Annotated in this window: 13 protein-coding genes; 6 read left to right on the top strand and 7 right to left on the bottom strand. The window is 28.8% G+C overall.

Translation table 11 applies throughout. The annotated features are described in order from the left end of the window. Nucleotides 1-121: 121 nt before the first annotated feature. Nucleotides 122-958, bottom strand: coding sequence for an outer membrane beta-barrel protein (locus AC28QF_RS01425; protein WP_488200141.1), 837 nt, complete (start codon nucleotides 956-958; stop codon nucleotides 122-124). A gap of 123 nt (nucleotides 959-1,081) precedes the next feature. On the opposite strand from AC28QF_RS01425, the gene AC28QF_RS01430 reads away from it, so the two are divergent. The 5 genes from AC28QF_RS01430 to AC28QF_RS01450 all read left to right on the top strand — a co-directional run bounded on the left by AC28QF_RS01430 (nucleotide 1,082) and on the right by AC28QF_RS01450 (nucleotide 7,688). After that, complete coding sequence (locus AC28QF_RS01430; protein WP_488200140.1) at nucleotides 1,082-2,263, top strand: THUMP-like domain-containing protein; 1,182 nt, start codon at nucleotides 1,082-1,084, stop codon at nucleotides 2,261-2,263. A gap of 136 nt (nucleotides 2,264-2,399) precedes the next feature. After that, nucleotides 2,400-3,200 carry a formate dehydrogenase accessory sulfurtransferase FdhD gene (gene fdhD, locus AC28QF_RS01435; protein WP_488200139.1) on the top strand — a complete coding sequence of 267 codons (801 nt, stop codon included), beginning with the start codon at nucleotides 2,400-2,402 and terminating at the stop codon, nucleotides 3,198-3,200. Then, nucleotides 3,193-5,487, top strand: a complete 2,295-nt coding sequence (locus AC28QF_RS01440; RefSeq protein WP_488200138.1) for an FdhF/YdeP family oxidoreductase — start codon at nucleotides 3,193-3,195, stop codon at nucleotides 5,485-5,487. The genes fdhD and AC28QF_RS01440 overlap by 8 nt, the downstream gene beginning before the upstream one ends. A gap of 52 nt (nucleotides 5,488-5,539) precedes the next feature. Beyond that, nucleotides 5,540-6,157 carry an SPOR domain-containing protein gene (locus AC28QF_RS01445; protein ID WP_488200137.1) on the top strand — a complete coding sequence of 206 codons (618 nt, stop codon included), beginning with the start codon at nucleotides 5,540-5,542 and terminating at the stop codon, nucleotides 6,155-6,157. 13 nt (nucleotides 6,158-6,170) lie between these two features. After that, nucleotides 6,171-7,688 carry a hypothetical protein gene (locus AC28QF_RS01450; protein ID WP_488200136.1) on the top strand — a complete coding sequence of 506 codons (1,518 nt, stop codon included), beginning with the start codon at nucleotides 6,171-6,173 and terminating at the stop codon, nucleotides 7,686-7,688. Between the two features lie 104 nt (nucleotides 7,689-7,792). Here the strand turns inward: AC28QF_RS01450 and AC28QF_RS01455 are convergent, their stop codons facing one another. The 6 genes from AC28QF_RS01455 to AC28QF_RS01480 form a co-directional block, all read right to left on the bottom strand. Next, nucleotides 7,793-8,248, bottom strand: a complete 456-nt coding sequence (locus AC28QF_RS01455) for a hypothetical protein (protein WP_488200135.1) — start codon at nucleotides 8,246-8,248, stop codon at nucleotides 7,793-7,795. 14 nt (nucleotides 8,249-8,262) lie between these two features. Continuing rightward, nucleotides 8,263-9,258, bottom strand: a complete 996-nt coding sequence (locus AC28QF_RS01460; protein ID WP_488200134.1) for a hypothetical protein — start codon at nucleotides 9,256-9,258, stop codon at nucleotides 8,263-8,265. A 64-nt stretch (nucleotides 9,259-9,322) separates the two neighbouring features. Next, nucleotides 9,323-11,269: a BspA family leucine-rich repeat surface protein gene (locus AC28QF_RS01465; RefSeq protein ID WP_488200133.1), complete on the bottom strand. Its 1,947-nt coding sequence runs from the start codon at nucleotides 11,267-11,269 to the stop codon at nucleotides 9,323-9,325. Between the two features lie 215 nt (nucleotides 11,270-11,484). Further along, the gene (locus AC28QF_RS01470; RefSeq protein ID WP_488200132.1) at nucleotides 11,485-12,447 is read right to left on the bottom strand and encodes a terpene synthase family protein; all 963 of its coding nucleotides are present in this window, start codon (nucleotides 12,445-12,447) and stop codon (nucleotides 11,485-11,487) included. A 124-nt stretch (nucleotides 12,448-12,571) separates the two neighbouring features. Further along, nucleotides 12,572-15,541, bottom strand: a complete 2,970-nt coding sequence (locus AC28QF_RS01475; RefSeq protein WP_488200131.1) for a sensor histidine kinase — start codon at nucleotides 15,539-15,541, stop codon at nucleotides 12,572-12,574. After that, nucleotides 15,522-16,268, bottom strand: coding sequence for a LytR/AlgR family response regulator transcription factor (locus tag AC28QF_RS01480; protein WP_488200130.1), 747 nt, complete (start codon nucleotides 16,266-16,268; stop codon nucleotides 15,522-15,524). Before AC28QF_RS01480 ends, AC28QF_RS01475 begins: the two co-directional genes overlap by 20 nt. Nucleotides 16,269-16,384: 116 nt before the next feature. On the opposite strand from AC28QF_RS01480, the gene AC28QF_RS01485 reads away from it, so the two are divergent. After that, nucleotides 16,385-18,061 (top strand): RluA family pseudouridine synthase, encoded by a 1,677-nt coding sequence (locus tag AC28QF_RS01485; RefSeq protein ID WP_488200129.1) that lies wholly within the window; start codon nucleotides 16,385-16,387, stop codon nucleotides 18,059-18,061. The last annotated feature ends 40 nt before the right edge of the window (nucleotides 18,062-18,101 follow it).

Here is an 18,101-nt window from a genome sequence, read left to right on the forward strand (position 1 = left end):
AACGGATTTAGTTTTAGTCAATTAATAATGAAAAGAAGAGCTAAATATTTTAAAAACAAAAAAAGAAACAACTTATAAGTCATTCCTTTTTTTTTATTTTTTAACCTTTAAGAAGATAATTCTACTTACTAAAAGTATAGATTACACCAAAATTAATTCCAAAAGAAGAATAAGGAGCATCAAACTTTTTTCTTTGAGTTTCAGATGGGTTATCTGAATATGTAAATTCATCTAAAATAGAAAGTTTATCTTCTTCAAAGAAAGCACTTGCTTGTGGATTACCGTCAATCAGAGCAAGTAACTGATCTCTTTCAACAGGTTGCCCTGCTAAAGTTCCTGAATACCTTGTTAAAGTAGATTTATTAGGAACAACATCTATTCCTTGATATTCCATTTCAGCAAAAACACTCCAGTTGTTAGCTACTTCAAACTTAACACCAAAAGCACCAACAAAACCTAAAGGAAACTCTCCTGCGTTGTCTCTAACAAATTCAACCTCTAAAGGTAGTGTTTGGCCAGAACCAGCTAAAGCAGGATTAACCCATTCTCCAGGAATATCAAGATCTAATCTTCCTTCTGCAATACTTTTGCCACCAATTTTAGTAATTAAACCTGCACGCATATAAACATTACTAGATAAATTATAAATAGCAGATAATGAAGCTCCAAAAGCCCTCGCTCTTGCATTAACATCTAAATAATCTTTTCGAATTTGTTGATCTTCTCCATGTAAATAACCTACACCCAAATCAACACCTATTTTTTCATTAAAAAAATAACCTCCTCTTATTTGAGTTTGAATTCCTTCACCATAACTACCTTTTAAAGCTCCGCTTGATGTAGATAATAGTTTCATGTTTGCCTCACTATGTACACCTCCACTAACTGAAACATAATATTGTGCGCTTACACTCATTGTTGCTAAAACCATAGCAACTAATAAAAAACTTTTTTTCATTATTTTATTTTTATAAATACTTAATTAAGCTGTAAAACTAAGAAAAAAAGCAGTGTAAAATTGCTTCTTTCCTCAATAAAACCAATAAAATATCATAATATTGTTACTCAAAACATAAAACTATTGAACACCAATATTTTACATAAAATCGTTCAAGAATTTATTGATAAAAACTTAAATTCTAATATTACAAAACTGATTTTTAAAGGAAGTCCGTTTGATAATATATCAATACAAGAACTATCAAACCAAATAATAAGCAAACAAAAATCTAAGAACAAATTACCACATTGGTTCGCTACAAAGAATATATATTATCCTCCAAAAATTAGTATAGAGCAAACATCATCTGAAGTAAGTGCTAAATATAAAGCGAGCTTAGTTTCTGGTAATAACTTAATAGATATAACAGGTGGTTTTGGTGTTGATGCTTTTTATTTTTCTAAAATATTTGATAAAGTTACACACGCAGAAATTAATAAAGAATTGTCTGAAATTGTAACCCACAATTACAATCAACTAGCTGTTAAAAATATTCAAACAATTGCAGGTAATGGATTGGATTTTTTAAAAGAAACCACCGAAAAATTCGACTGTATTTATATTGATCCTTCTCGTAGAAGTGATATAAAAGGAAAGGTATTTTTATTAAAAGATTGCTTACCGAATGTACCTGAAAATATTGATTTTCTATTTACAAAATCAGATACTATCTTAATTAAAAACTCACCAATGTTAGATATAACAGCTACATTAAACGAGTTAAAATTTGTAAAAGAAATTCATGTTATTGCTGTAAATAATGAAGTAAAAGAATTACTTTTTTTACTTAAAAAAAACACTAAAGCTAGAGTAGAGATTAAAACAATTAACATACTGAAAGACAGTGTTCAGGATTTTATTTTTAACCTTGAGTCTGAAAGTAAAAAAAACTACTCATTACCAACTAATTATCTATACGAACCTAATGCCGCAATTTTAAAGTCAGGTGGATTTAATGAAGTAGCAAATCAATATGATGTTAAAAAACTACACCAACATTCGCATTTATATACATCCAAAGAATTAATACTTAATTTCCCCGGAAGAACATTTAAAATAGAGGAGATTCATCCTTACAACAAAAAGAAATTAAAAAAACAATTAACCATTTCAAAAGCAAATATCACCACACGAAATTTCCCTAAAACTGTGGCACAAATAAGAACAGAAACAAAGCTTAAAGATGGTGGAGATTCTTACCTGTTTTTCACAACAAATAGTAACAATGAGTTGATTGTAGTTAATTGCAGTAAAACTTCGTAAAATAAAGCCCTACACCTTTAATATTCGTTTTTATTAGTTGTCTTTTACCTTATAGTTTCGAAAGATATCTTTAAAAAATTTTGTTATTCACTAAGGTTTTTCAAATCATTTACTTTTAAGTACTTTTGTTTATAACATGAAACAAGCAAGCACATATCAATCTATAAAACTATCAGAAAACTCCGCTTTAAAAGTAGATGATAACTTGGTTATTGAAGCACCACTTCAAATCAATATAAACAATGAGTCTTATACTGTTGTTATGAGAACTCCTGGAGACGATAACGAGCTTATAAGGGGACTTTTGTACGCAGAAGACATTTACAAAAGCAATGATGAATTAAAGATAGATATTATTGAGGTAAATAATGATTTTTCAGCCATCTTAAATGTTAGTATCCCAAATAAAAAATTAAGAAAAGGCTACCTTAATAAACGAACACTTTTATCAGTTTCATCTTGCGGTATTTGCGGAAAAAAAGAATTAAAAGACCTAAAAACAAGTGATGAACCTCTTAGTAAAAAATATAATGAATCAATTAACATAACATTTGATATGTTTTTAAAAATGAATGAGTTACAGTTTTTATTTAAGAACACAGGAGGAAGTCATGCTTGTGCTTTATTCGATAAAAAAAAGGAACTCTTAACTATCAAAGAAGATATTGGTCGTCATAACGCAGTTGATAAATGTATTGGCGATTTAATCAATAAAAAAAAAGTAAAAGAAGTAAGCTATATGCTTGTAAGCGGTCGCGTTTCATACGAGATTGTTTCGAAGGCTTTTTTTGCTAAAATCCCTATTATTATAGCAGTTTCTGCTTGCTCTTCTTTGGCAGTTGATTTTGCGAAAGAATTTGGCATTTGCCTAATAGGTTTTAGTAGAAATAACAAGATGACAGTATACGCTAATCCTCAATATATAAATTATGAGTGATAAAAAAATACAGGCACAACCACCTGAAAAATTAACAGGAATTGAACTTATAAAGATTCCAAAAAAAGCTGTAGGTACAAAAGCAATACAATCGGCTTTAAATCATGTTTTTTCTGAAACTGGTGTAGCTAAAGGAATTAGTTTACTTAAAAATATCAATCAAATTAATGGTTTTGATTGCCCAGGTTGTGCCTGGCCAGATCCAGATCAGAAAAGAGCTTTTTTAGCAGAATATTGTGAAAACGGTGCAAAAGCAGTTGCTGAAGAAGCTACAATGAATAAAGTATCTCCGCTTTTTTTTGCAACACATTCAGTACAAGAAATGTCTGAATGGTCTGATTATGAAATTGGTAAAAGTGGACGAATCACTCATCCGATGATTTTAAAAGAAGGAGCTGATAATTATGAAGAAATATCATGGCAAGCGGCTTTTAATCTTATTGGTGCTAATTTAAACAACTTAAAATCTCCTGATGAAGCAATCTTTTACACTTCAGGTAGAACTAGTAATGAAGCTGCGTTTTTATACCAATTATTTGTACGTCAATTTGGTACCAATAACTTACCTGACTGCTCTAATATGTGTCACGAAAGTAGCGGTAGCGGACTCTCAGAAACACTCGGAATTGGTAAAGGCTCTGTTACTTTAGATGACTTTAATCATGCTGATTTAGTTATTGTTATAGGTCAGAACCCAGGAACAAATCACCCTAGAATGCTTACTGCATTAAAAGACACTAAAAAGAATGGCGGAAAAATAATCACTATAAATCCGTTGCCAGAAGTTGGTTTAATGAATTATGTAGATCCACAAAATCCGTTAAAATGGTTTGGCGCTGGTGATAAGTTAACTGACTTGTTTTTACAAGTAAAAATTAACGGAGATGTTGCCTTGTTAAAAATCATCTTAAAGATGATGAAAGTTGAAGAAGAAAAATCGGGAAATGTTTTTAATCATCAATTTATAAAGGAAAAAACACACGGTTTAGAACAATTTCTAGTTGATTTAGACAAATATTCAATAGACAAATTATTACCCCAAACAGGCTTGTCTTTAGAAGTAATTAAAGAAGCTACAGATATGATTATCAGTAATGATAAAATTATTATTTGTTGGGCAATGGGATTAACACAGCATAAAAATGCAGTAGATAATATTCGTGAAGTTGTTAATTTACTATTATTAAAAGGAAGCATCGGTAAAAAAGGTGCTGGTACTTGCCCTGTAAGAGGCCACTCGAACGTGCAAGGTGATCGAACCATGGGAATATGGGAAAAGCCTAAAAGTGATTTTTTAGATAACTTAGAAAAAGAATTTCAATTTAATGCCCCACGTAAACACGGTTATGATGTTACTGCTGCTATTGAGGCTATGTATCAGAAAAAAGCAAGTGTTTTTATAGGGATGGGAGGTAATTTTATCTCTGCAACTCCAGATACTGAGTATACAGCTGAGGCTTTAAAAAACTGTGATTTAACGGTGCAAATATCAACAAAACTAAATCGTAGTCACTTAATTCATGGTAAGCAAGCATTAATTCTTCCTTGTTTAGGTCGTTCAGAAAAAGATAATCAAAAAAGCGGAGACCAGTTTATTACTGTAGAAAATTCGATGGGTGTTGTACATCAATCAAACGGACATTTAACTCCTGCTTCTAAACATTTATTAAGCGAACCTGCTATTGTTACTGGTATTGCTGCTGCTACATTGAAGAACACTAAGGTTGACTGGAGTAAATTAATTACCAATTACGATTTTATTCGTTCTAAAATAGAAACCACCATTGATGGTTTTGATAACTACAATGAAAGAGTTCGTGTAAAAGGAGGTTTTTATTTACCAAATAATGCACGCGAAAACAACTTCTCTCCTACTTTAACAGGAAAAGCGAATTTTTCTACAAATTTACCTTCAGATATTGTTTTAGAGCATAATCAATTTATGATGATGACCATTCGTACGCATGATCAATATAACACTACTATTTATGGCTTAAATGATCGTTACCGCGGAATTTTAAATGAACGAAGAGTTGTTTTTATGAATCCTGATGACATGAAAAATCAAGGTTTAAAAAAATTAGACAAAGTAAATTTAACAAGTCATTTTCAAGGAGAAGAAAGGAAAGCAATAGGATTTTTAGTAATTCCTTATAGCATACCTAAACAATGTACTGCAACTTATTTTCCTGAAGCAAATGTGTTAGTTCCACTAAAAAGTAAAGCAAGAATTAGTCACACACCAGCTTCAAAAACAGTGATAATCACTGTTAAAAAGCAGGACTAAAAAAAAATTGTACTTTAGTAAAATATTTTTAAACAAAAATCAACCTACAATTATGCCTTTTATAGAAGAAGACAAGTTTCATTTAATGCAAGAAGACTTAGATAATGCAAAGCTTAAAAGAGAAGAAGCAGAAAGCGAATTAGAAGAAACCAAAGAAGCGCTTACTTCCGCTAAAAAAGGATCTATAATGTTACCTATCATATTAGGTTTAATGCTAGGAGCTGCACTTGGAGCTGCTTATTATTTTTACACGAATACTGGTGGTTCATTTATTTCATCTGAAGATGAGGCTACAATAAGAAAGAGTGAAAACGTAAGGGTACTAGATAGTATTGTAAGAGCAAATGCTAGAGCTGCTAGAAGTGGTGATTCTGTTGCTGGTGAAGAAAATTTAAATGAAACTATTGATGCTGTTATAGATAACACAAGTGATAAAACAATTTATTCTGTTCAGATTGGTGTTTTCTCTAAAAAAAACCATGCTTTAATCTCTACATCCACTATCCCTTCAACGGTTACCATAAAAGATGGATATTTTAAGTATTCTATAGGCTTATTCGAATCTTTAAGTGAAGCTAAATCGTTAAGAAAAGAATTAATAAAAATAGGCTTTAAAGATGCTTTTGTTGCTTCATATATTAATGGAGAACGTCAAAAAATACACCCTTAAAAATAATATATAAATGCTATTTAAAATTAGTAAAAAAGCACTCATGGTATGTTTTACCTTGAGTGTTTACTTTTTACACGCTCAAACTGAAATTCCTCAGCAAGAAACTCAAATTGGCTTCGGGCAACTAGATTTTTTATCTATTAAAATGCCCGATAACGAGAAAAACATGGATTTTACAGGAGTCCATTATAATTTAAAACCCAATAAATGGAGTTATATTGGTGTAGGTATTTATGGTGCTGTTGGCGGAATTCGAGGTGGTTTTTTTACTTTAGGTATCAATGCAGGAATTCAACATAAAATAACCAACAAACTATTTATAGATACTGGCTTTCATTTTGGAGGTGGTGGTGGTGCTTCTGCTCCTGATGGTGGTGGTGCTTTTATTTTACCTCATTTTAATTTAGGGTATGATTTTAAATATTTCTCTACAACTGCAGGTTATAGTTATGTCGATTTTTTTGATGGAGGAACCATTAATAGTAGTCAATTTAATGTAGCTATTCAAGTACCTTTATCTTTTAATACGACAAGTTTTAAAGAACGTGAAAATTCTTTTTCTTTTGATGAGCTAAAAAATAGTTCTTGGAATACGCCTGCTAACAAAATATCTTTACTCGTACATTTAAATAATTTATCTGTAACAAAAGGTTCATATAAAGATAAAACGATACGCTTAGCTGGGTTCGAGTTAAACTCATACTTAAATAAAAACTTCTTTTTTTTCGTAAAAGCTGATGGTGCCTATCACGGAATTAGAGCTGGATATATGGATGTTCTTCTAGGTGGTGGTTATCATTTATCAATGAATAAAAACCGTACAAACATCTTAGCTAAATTTGGTGTTGGTGCTGGCGGTGGCGGTGGTGTTGATACCAAAGGTGGATTTTTAATCTATCCTGATATTTCTATCGAACAAAAATTATTTGATAATATATACGCTTCAATTAACAAAGGATATTTAATGTCGCCTGATTCACATTTTAAAGCATCTACTTTAGGCTTTGGTTTAAAATATTATATAGATAAAGATGGTGTTTCTGGAGATGATAAGTATAAGGTCGGAAAATTTAAAGGTTTAGAAACAATTATAAAACAAGATTTATATTTAAGTGCTGCAAGAGATAATGATGGTGGATATACTCAAAACATGCATCAAATTTCTTTGCAAATAAACTTTTTCTTTAATAAGTATATTTATGGAGCCGGACAAACATCTTTTGCTAATTTTGGTGACGCTGGTGCTTATGCGGAAGGTATTGTTGGTTTAGGAATACAATCAAATACTTTTTTTAACAATACAACATCAATTTTTGCCCAACTTTTAGGTGGTGCTGCAGGTGGTGGTGGAATTAGTACGGGACAAGGTTTAATTGTAAAACCAAGCATGGGACTAAATTACAAACTAACGAATAAATTAAATGTACGTGGTGGATTAGGATACGTTAAAGCACGAGGAGGTAAATTAAGTAGTACTTATTTAAATTTTGGTGTTAGTTATAACTTTTCATTTTTAAGTGTTAAGTAAATCAAAAAAGCATAGAATAGATAAGAAAACAATAAAGAGGCTATTTATTTGAAATAGTCTCTTTATTGTTTTTTAAAATTAATATTTAATTATTCCTTAAGATATTAAGAGAAACTTAAAATAAAGTCTTTTATTTTTTTCTTGGTCATACTATCAACTTTTGATTTAGTCTTACTATAAAAATTACTGAAAGAAAAATCAGTAGCATCTGCATCTTTTTTATTTGATATTTTAACGATTACAAAACTATCTTCATCATAGGTAAAAACAAATAAGCCGTAATCATTATAAAAAACAGGAAAACCAAGTTGCTTACTTTCGTCTTCTTTATACTTATACATTGCAGGCATACATTTTTTGCAAGCGGCAATAGCTAATACTTTATCTCTCCCAAACATTCCGTATTGAAAAGTTTTAGTTTTGGTTGGTTTATTACCAATACCACGTTCTGCTTCTAATAAATGGTAGATTCCGTTAATATTTTTTGTTAGTATTTCGTTTTGCGAAAAAAGAAAATAAGGTGTAAGTACGATGAAAAAATATTTTAAAAGTGTTTTCAAAATTAAAATGATTTTTAGTTGATACTAATGGTTTTACCACACCCTGAATTTTTACGATATACTAGTTTATTTGAAGATTTATATGCTCCGTCAGAACTAATTGTTTGTATATAAGCATCTCTATCACAACTCCATGAGGTTGTGACTCCTGCACTAATTTTTGTTCCTGGATTACGACTACCACTTCTGCCTACATAAATTGTATGACTGCTATTGTTACGAAGAGTTACTGTATTTTTTGCTTTAGCCCCTTTATAATTCGCTTCGTTTAGCCTTTTTCTTCTTTGTAAATCTTTATACTCTGGAGTTGCCTTAATAGAATCATTATATCGTTTAATGTCTTGTTCTCCTTTATTCTTTTCGGCTATAATATTTTTATCGCCTTGTTTTTCTTTTGCTGTTCTAGCATTTTGCTTAGCTTTCATAGCAACTAAATAATCAGTAATTAACTTCTTTAGATTTTTACTTTGTAAGGCTTTGTGTTCGGACCCATAATCTGGATTCTTTTTAGACTTGCTTTTCGCTTCTTTTAATCTTTGAAAAAAAGACTTCTTTTTCTTTTTACCTGTAGTATTTCCTCCTTTTATTTTAACATAGATATCGTCAATAAATTTAAAAGAAGTACCGTCTTTAGAAATATCTTCAAGCACAAACACATAGTCTCCTATAGCTACAATACCGTCTTTTTTATATTTATGTCGTATAACACTTTCATAAGGATACCCATTACATTCATAATGTCCATTTACAACATTATATCCACCTCCTTTTTTTTCACCTTCAGCTACAACAGCAGCTATGCTATAGCCTTCACCAGTTGAAAGACGTTTAATTTTAAAATTGACTACAAATCGTTTTTCACTAATTTTATAAGTACCATCACCTTCTTTATCCCAAGCTTTTGTATATTCTTGATATTGATCTTTCTCTGAAATATTATCAAACAAACTGTTTTGAGATACTAATACTGTTGTTATTAATAAAGTAAGTGCTAAAATTATTTTTTTCATTGTAATATTTATTAAAAGTTTAAAAGCTACTTGCAAAGTACAAGTAGCTTTTTTTTAAGTTAAACTAGAAACAGTTTCCTGCGGTTGGTAATTGTGCAGCTGTTAATGCAGAATTTGCACTAAAGCCATTGCAACTTGTTACATTAGCTGTATTCCAATTAGATAAATCTTGGCTAAAAGAACTTGCATTATTAAACATAAAAGCCATATCAATAACATTAGTTACATTCCAACTACTAATATCTTGATTAAAAGTAGTATCTGTAAACATAAGTCTCATAGTTCTTACTCTGGTTACATTCCAACTACTAATATTACTATTAAAAGAAGCTGCATCGTTAAACATTACCGACATATTATTAACATTACTTACATCCCAATTGTTCAGATTTTGATCAAAAGCTAGTGCAGCCCTAAACATACTACTCATATTAACAACCCTACTTACATTCCAAGTACTAATATCACTATTAAAAACAATTGCAAAACTAAACATAGCTGCCATATTACTTACATTACTTACATCCCAGTTATTTAAATTCCCGTTAAATGATTTAGCATCGTTAAACATACTAAACATATTAGTGATAGTACTTACATCCCAATTATTTAAATTCCCATTAAATGACCTTGCTCTTTTAAATGTATTTGACATATCTGTTACTAAAGATAAATCTGGGACATCAGTAGCTGTATAAGTAAGTTGTGTACAACCATAAAAAGCACCGTTCATAGATTTCCATATAATATCTCCCCATTGCTTTATGGTTTGTATTTTATCTGCATCACCTGTATTATTAAAGTAAATAGCAGGAAAATCGCCTGTAATCACCACTTCATAAATACCTGAGTTAGCGTAAGTATGTCTAGCATTAGCCGTTTGATTAGTACTAGTACTACCATCACCCCAATTTACAGTATAATTATAAGTTAAGCTGTTGTTGGTAGGAATTGTTATGTTTTCGTTAGCAGTAGTGGTTTTCCAAGTTGTAATAAATCCATTACTAGTTGGTTCTACAACATCGGTAACATTAATAGTAATATCTTCCGTTAAAGAAAGAGAACCATCAGAAACCTGTATGGTAATATTATGGGTAGTAGCTGTTTCGTAATCTAAACTTTTATCTGCTGCTAAACTAATTTCACCATTGGTATTTATTTCAAATAAATTGTTTGGGTTATTGCTTAAAGAATATGTGATAGCATCTCCTTCAGGGTCTGTTGCTACAATGGTACCAATAACAACGGTATCAGTAATATCTTCTGCAGGGTCATTTATTACACTACTATCTCTAATTTGTGGTGGTTCATTTACATTAGTTACATTTATAGTAATGTCTGCAGATGCTGTTAATACACCATCAGAAACTTCTACGATAATTTGATATGATGTTTCATTTTCATAATCTAAAAAACGATTTGTAGCTAAACGTAACTCTCCAGAGTTACTCTGTATAAACTCAAACATAGGTAGTGACGTATCACTATTTTGAAATGCATTTTGTATAATAGTGTATGTTAAAGTATTATTATTGGCATCCGTGGCTACAATATTTGCTACTTCTGTAGCGGTATCTATGTTTTCATCTACATCAAAACCTTGTGCTACAATTTCAGGTGCAACGTTCTCATCTACATCAATAACATTTATAGATATTATTGCTGATGCTGTTAATTTTCCATCTGATACTTCAATAGTAATTGTATGTTTTTTAGCTGTTTCATAATCTAAAGACATTCCTGCTGCAAGGTTTAAATTTCCGTTATCAAAAATTTTAAATAGATTATTACTATTAGTTTTAATATTATAACTAAGTTTATCATCTTCAAGATCGGTAGCAATTACTTTTCCTATAATATTATTAGGTCCTAAATCTTCAGAGAAATTAAAGGTTTGTGCTTTTATTTCTGGGGCTGTGTTTATAAGTATATTGTCTTCCTTATCACAACTAACGAAGGCTAATACTGTACATATTATAAATAATACTGATGCTTTAAATATTTTTTTCATCCTTTTATTTTTACAGGTTGTTTAATTTAAAGACAACAATACTTCATTTATTAGTTTTTATAATAAACGACTTTGTGAATGATAAATTGAGTTTGTAAAAGAAAAATATAGAGAATTTAAAATAGCTTCCTTGAAAACCTTTTAATCTTAATTAAATTGGTATTAGGTATTCATTACCCTACAATGTTTTCTTTTGCAACTAGGATAATGTTTTATCAATAATCAGACATTGTTTGCATATCTTGAAATACATTTTTAGGGTGATAGTATCGATTGGTTGTTTTTTGCCAATGGTATGAAGATGCTACAATTACATTTAAAGCATCAAAATATTTATTTACCATTAATTTATCATTTAGTAACAGAGATGTTGATTTGCGCTTAGCTTTTTTTAAAGTTGATTTAAAATCAGCATGAATATCGTTTACCTTATGTATTGATTTAATAACAGCTTCATTGTAGTTAATAGCTTCTTTAGTTATTATATATGCATTTATTAAATTATATGAACTGTGTTTTTCTTTAGCGTATGAAAATAGGTCGTTTGATAAAGCCCCTATTAAAGCACATTGTCTTTGTAATTTTCTAATAAATAAATTCCGATTATTTAACAGCTCTTTACTAAGGTATATAGAATGTACATACTCAATTAAATCAATAAGTAAATACATACCTCCAGTTATTAATCTTATTTTTATATACTCATTTACAGTATTGTATTTTTTTTTACTTAACGATAAAGATAAATGTTCAACAACTGAGTTGGTATACTTTTGAAAGAAAGAATCAGGGCTGCTACTCTTTAAAATGTTACTGATATAGTATATAGCATTATATAGTTTATTGATTTTAGGAACACTAGAATGTTGTTTTTTACTATCTCTCCATATTTCTAAAAGTTTAACTATGCTAGGTAGTTCACCTATATTTGTATCTTCTCCAAAAAAATCGTCTAAAAAATATAAAACATCATATGTTACAAGTACATTTATCATTTTCTCGATAGGAGCATTGATATATACATAATTAGTCATTGTAGAATGTCCTTTATATAAATATTCATCTATAATTTCTAATTCTCCTGAAATTATTTTTGCTTTTTCTGAAATAACAGTAGCATCTGCATGAATGTATAGTTTGGTGTTAGAGATTGTTAAATTTGATGAGTGAAAAGTCATAATATTACATTTTATAAAATGTTAAATAAAACTTATCATAACGATTTTAAGGTAAAACGTTTTATGAATAACAATTTGAGTTTGTGAGTAGTCTTTTTTTTATAAAACCTGTTAAAATGAGAATTTAGAAACGTTTTTTAAAAGGCATAGACACAATGACTCTAGTTCCTTGAGAATTATTATTTTTCTGTAAATCTTCAATAATATAACCTACTTTAGCAGCGTATTGTTTTTGAAAAATTTCTAAGCGTTTTTTTATAGAATTTAAAGCAAAAGATTTGTGATGATTTCCTTGTCTAATTTTTATAGCTTTACTTTTTTCTCTTCCTATACCATTATCGGTAATAACGCACTGTAATACTTCTTCAGTAAAATTAAATACCACTGAGAGTTCTTTTTTTCCTGTTTTATGCATTAATCCATGTACCAAAGCATTTTCAATAAAAGGTTGAATAAGTAATGAAGGTACCTCTAAGGCTTCATTAGAATTAAAGGAGATTTGGTAATTAAAATCATCTCCAAACCGCAATTTTTCTAATTGTAAATAAACGCTCAAAAATTGTAACTCTTTATTTATTGAAATAAAATCTTGGTTAGAATAACTTAAGGCATTACGTATTAACTCTGCAAATAAAACAATAGAATCATAAGTAGCATCTGTATCTTGTTTTAATACTAGATCTTGTATCGAGTTTAAGGCATTAAATATAAAGTGTGGATTCATTTGTGAGCGTAAAGCTGTTAGATTAATTGCGATGAGCTCTTTTTCTAAGTTTATTTTTTCTAATTGTGTAAGACGTTCTTTTTCTTTTCTATTTAATTTTACTTTGTAATAAAGGATTATACTTCCTAGAAGTAAAAAAGAGATAACTGTTCTAAACCACCATGTTGTCCAAAAAGCTTTTTTTATAGTAAATTTTAACTCTTTTATTTTATATCCATTTTGGTTGCTTTCTAAATATGGTTGTACTTGAAATATGTAATTTCCTGATGGTAAACTGTTATATTTTACTGTATTTACTCCTGCTTCTGTAAGAATCCAATTATTATTTATTCCTTTTAATCGGTATTTGTATTTTCCATTTTTATCAAACGAAAACCCTGTAACATTAAATCCTATTTTTATCGTATTTTGAGTATGGTTTAAAACGTATTCTGGTTTTATCAATGTATTTTTTTCATTAATTTGAAATGTATTAAAGTAAACTTTTGGATTGTATTTTTTAAAAGTTTTCTTCTTGTTTATAGAAAATAAACCTTCATTAGAAGAGAAAAACACTTTTTTATTAATAAACTCTATACCAGATATGTCGTAAGAGGGAATACCTTCTTTTTTTGTAAGCTTTTTAAACTGTAAACTAGTTGTGTTAAACTTTTGAATGCTATTATCTGTAGCAATCCATAACGTATTTTTATCAGCTTTAATTTTTTCAATATTGTTTGAGGTTAATCCACTTTTAGTAGTGTAATGATTAACTACGGAATTGTTTTTTATAGCAAAAATACCATCTTTAAAAGTACCAACCCAAATAACACCATTAGTTGTTTTTGTTATTGATTTGGCATAAATAAATTTGTTGTTATATTGAATACTTTTGGCATTCCAAGTACTATCATACACCATTAAACCGTCTACATATGAAATATATACCTCTTTCTTTTTTTCATTGTAATAAGATGTATACGTTCTTTTACCCCTAGATATTGTTTTTACTTTACCACGAAAAAAATCCTTTTTAAGCATAATATTTGATTTTTTAAGTAGGGTAGCAGTGTTAGAACTTGCACCTAATATATTATCATTTACTATAGAGAAACTTTTAACGGATTGATATGTATCTGTTTTAACATATTGATTCTTTTTATAATCAAGTACATAAGAAGTAATATCTTTACTAACTAAAATAATATTATTTGATAGGCATTTAATAGCAGATACTCTATCATTAGTTGGTAGTTTTATAATTTTTGATTTGTAATTTTTTGTGTTATAAAAACCTAAATTTCCATTTCTAAGTCCAAAAACTAATGTGCTATCATTTAGTTTATCTAAGCTACTAATATTTTTATTTAATATATTACTAGTTTCAATATTAATATTAGGAATAAGATATATTCCATTATTTAATGTTGATAACCAGTAATTATTATCCTTATCTTTTAGTATTTTAGTTACATTTTTATCTTTTAAAAAATGTTTTTTCAATTGAAAACAATTTTTAACATATTCATATACCCAAACACCTTTATTAGTACCAAACCATACTTCTTTATCGTTTTCAAAAATAGTATGCGTTCCATATTTATTAATATCGTCAAAACCATTGATAATTTTTATACATTTTTTTAATGTATCTATTTTAAAAATAACATTATCAAAACCATTTTCTTGCATCAAAAATAAATCTATACCGCACTTAAAACTAATTGATTTAGTTGGAGGAATTGGTTTTACTTTTTTATTTCTAACGACTAATTTTCTTGCTAAAAAACTTTTAATTTTATTATGTATAGTTACCTTACATATTGAGTCAATAGTTTGATAGTAAATAGCATTGTTATAACTAATAGCACCTCCTATATAAGCTTTAGCTTTTATAATAGTTTTTATTTCTCTTGTAATTAAATTAATTTGATAAATATCTGATCTTGTAAATACCCATAAATAGTTTTTTTTCACAAAAAACTTCGCGAGAACTCCTTTTAGCTGTTTATTTAAATCAATAAATAAAGTTAATTTGTCTCCTTCGACATAAAAGAATTGTCCAGAAATATTATTACACCAAATTCGTTTTCTAGGGTCTTGTTGAACGCCAAATACTGAGAGTCCTCGTTGTTCTATGTTATTATATTCTTTATACTCTTTGCCAGTGTATTTAAAAAAACCTTTGTCTGCACACAACCAAATAAAACCTTTGTCGTCTTCAAAAATATCATAAAACTCTTTATCAGGTAGCCCTTCTTTTTCCGTGAGGTGTATTGTTATAGGTTCTTGTGCGAAAATTATAAATGAAGCAAAAAAAAGTATACTTAACGCAAGTTTTTTTTTAGACTTATATGTGTTTTTTGAAATGTTATTTAATTGTTTCTTCAAAATTATTTATTCTATTTCTTGAAATTTTTGCTTTAAGAGTAGTGTTAGCTAAAGTTACAACTAAATCTGTTTTATTTAAGAATTTCACAAAATTTAAGTTGATAATCCATCCTCTATGAGAACGAAAAAAAGAAGGTTCTTTTGAAAGAATTCCTTCAAAGTATTTAAGGTTTTTGCTAGTAGTAATTTTTTTATTTTCTTTTAAATGTATAACGCTATATGCACCACTTGCCTCTATAGAAATAATATTTTTTAAATCAATAATATGCCTATTTCCTAATTCAGGAATTACTATTTTTTTATAATTTTTATCTTTTATCGTTTTTAATAATGACTGATAGTCTATTAATTGATTTTTTTGTTCTAATTTTTGTTCTAGTTTTTCAAGAGCTATATTTAACTTATTTCTATCAATTGGCTTAACTAGGTAATCAATAGCATTTAGTTCAAATGCTTTTATAGCATATTGGTCGTAAGCAGTTACAAAAATAATTTCGAAGTTTATTTCATCAAAAAAAAATGCTATTTCATAACCTGCATAATTAGGCATTTGAACATCTAAAAAAACAACATTTGGTTGTAATTTTTTAATTTTTTCCACACCGTCTTCTAAATTACTACCTGTAGCAATTACATCAATACTGTTAGATGTTCTTTCTAATAAATTTACTAAAACATTATTAGCACTTTGCTCGTCATCAATAAGTATTGCTTTTATTCTAGTCATAAAACAAATATAGTAATAGAGTTTAATTAATTAGTTTCTTTTTTGTGAATAGAAAAACTGGTTTGTGAAGCAATTAAAAAATAATTTTTATTGTAATTTTACATAAAAACATAATTTTGCAAACATATTTTCAATATTTTTCGACTTCCGTAAACGAAATACAGCTTCCTAAAAAGTTTACTTTTCCGTTTTATTACGAACCTCATTTATTGTGTAGGTTAGCTACAAAAGAAGTGCAGAATTATTTGAATACACAAACAGATTTTGAACATAATTTCGGATTAAACAATTCTAAAGAAGGTGCTATTACAGGAAAAATGTTTGGAGTTTTAGTGGTGCAAAATAAACAAAATGAAATTGGCTATATAACTGCTGTTTCTGGTAAGTTAGGCGAAAAAAACAAGCATAAAAAATTTGTTCCACCTGTTTACGATATGCTTACTAAAGATTCGTTTTTCTTAAAGGAAAAAGAAATTTTAAGGAATATAAGTGTTGAGTTAGATCGTTTAGAGAATACTACTGATTATTTAAAATTACATACTCTACACGAACAAGAAACAAACAAGGCTACTACTGATATTACAGAAAAAAAAGAAGCTTTAAAAATAGCTAAAGCTGCTCGAAAACTAAAAAGAGAAAAAGCATTTACCGAGTTATCATCTGAAGAATATGAAACTTTAAAAAACATTTTAAGTAAAGAGAGTTTAGATGCCAAACATTACTTGAATAATGTAACTCGTTTTTGGGAACATTCTTTAAAACCTATTAAAGAAAAGCTATTCGTTTATACCAATCAAATAGCGTTACTAAAAGAAAAACGCAAAACTAAATCCACAGCTTTACAGGTTTATATATCAGAGCAATATCAGTTTTTAAATTCAAGAAAAGAAGTTAAAAATTTGAGTGAATTATTTACGAATACTTCTGTGCAAAATATTCCTGCAGGAACTGGCGAATGTGCTGCTCCTAAATTATTGCAATATGCTTTTTTACACGATTTAAAACCTATTGTAATGGCAGAGTTTTGGTGGGGAAAATCGCCAAATAAAGAAGTAAGGAAACACCAACAGTTTTATCCGGCTTGCCAAGGAAAATGCAAACCTATTTTAACACATATGCTAGATGGGATTGAAATGGATACGAATCCATTATTAGAAAATCCTGCTATTGGAAAAGAATTAGAAACTATTTTTGAAGACGATGAGTTAATTGTTATTTATAAACCAAATGACTTTTTATCTGTTCCTGGAATTCATATTCAAGATTCGGTTTATTCTCGTATTAAACAACAAGTAAAAGATATTTCGGGTCCCATTATTGTGCATCGTTTAGATATGGCTACTTCGGGTTTATTAGTTTTAGCCAAGAACAAAAAAGCGCATAAAATTATACAAAGTCAGTTTATTAATAAAACGGTTAAAAAAAGATATACGGCTTTATTAGATGGAATTATTACTGATAATAAAGGGATAATTAATTTACCACTTCGTGTAGATTTAGATGACAGACCAAGACAATTGGTATGTTATGAACACGGAAAACCTGCAGAAACGAAATGGGAGGTTATTGAAAGAAAAAACGGAAAAACAAAAGTACACTTCTACCCTATTTCTGGTCGGACACATCAATTACGAATGCATGCTTCTCATAGTTTAGGATTAAATACACCAATTATAGGTGACGACTTGTATGGAAAAAAAGCTAACCGTTTGTATTTACATTCAGATACTTTAGAGTTTACACATCCTATTACTAAAGAGAAAATGAAATTTCATAAAAAAGCAAATTTTTAAGCTTTCACTAAAACTTTATAAAATAGTTTAGCCCAGATTG

The organism is Tenacibaculum sp. M1.3A (assembly GCF_057732375.1).

Coding starts and splice junctions, on each gene's coding strand:
- AC28QF_RS01425 (WP_488200141.1), bottom strand. CDS start 958: ATGAAAAAAAGTTTTTTATTAGTTGCTATGGTTTTAGCAACAATGAGT.
- fdhD (WP_488200139.1), top strand. CDS start 2,400: ATGAAACAAGCAAGCACATATCAATCTATAAAACTATCAGAAAACTCC.
- AC28QF_RS01440 (WP_488200138.1), top strand. CDS start 3,193: ATGAGTGATAAAAAAATACAGGCACAACCACCTGAAAAATTAACAGGA.
- AC28QF_RS01445 (WP_488200137.1), top strand. CDS start 5,540: ATGCCTTTTATAGAAGAAGACAAGTTTCATTTAATGCAAGAAGACTTA.
- AC28QF_RS01450 (WP_488200136.1), top strand. CDS start 6,171: ATGCTATTTAAAATTAGTAAAAAAGCACTCATGGTATGTTTTACCTTG.
- AC28QF_RS01460 (WP_488200134.1), bottom strand. CDS start 9,258: ATGAAAAAAATAATTTTAGCACTTACTTTATTAATAACAACAGTATTA.
- AC28QF_RS01465 (WP_488200133.1), bottom strand. CDS start 11,269: ATGAAAAAAATATTTAAAGCATCAGTATTATTTATAATATGTACAGTA.
- AC28QF_RS01470 (WP_488200132.1), bottom strand. CDS start 12,447: ATGACTTTTCACTCATCAAATTTAACAATCTCTAACACCAAACTATAC.
- AC28QF_RS01480 (WP_488200130.1), bottom strand. CDS start 16,268: ATGACTAGAATAAAAGCAATACTTATTGATGACGAGCAAAGTGCTAAT.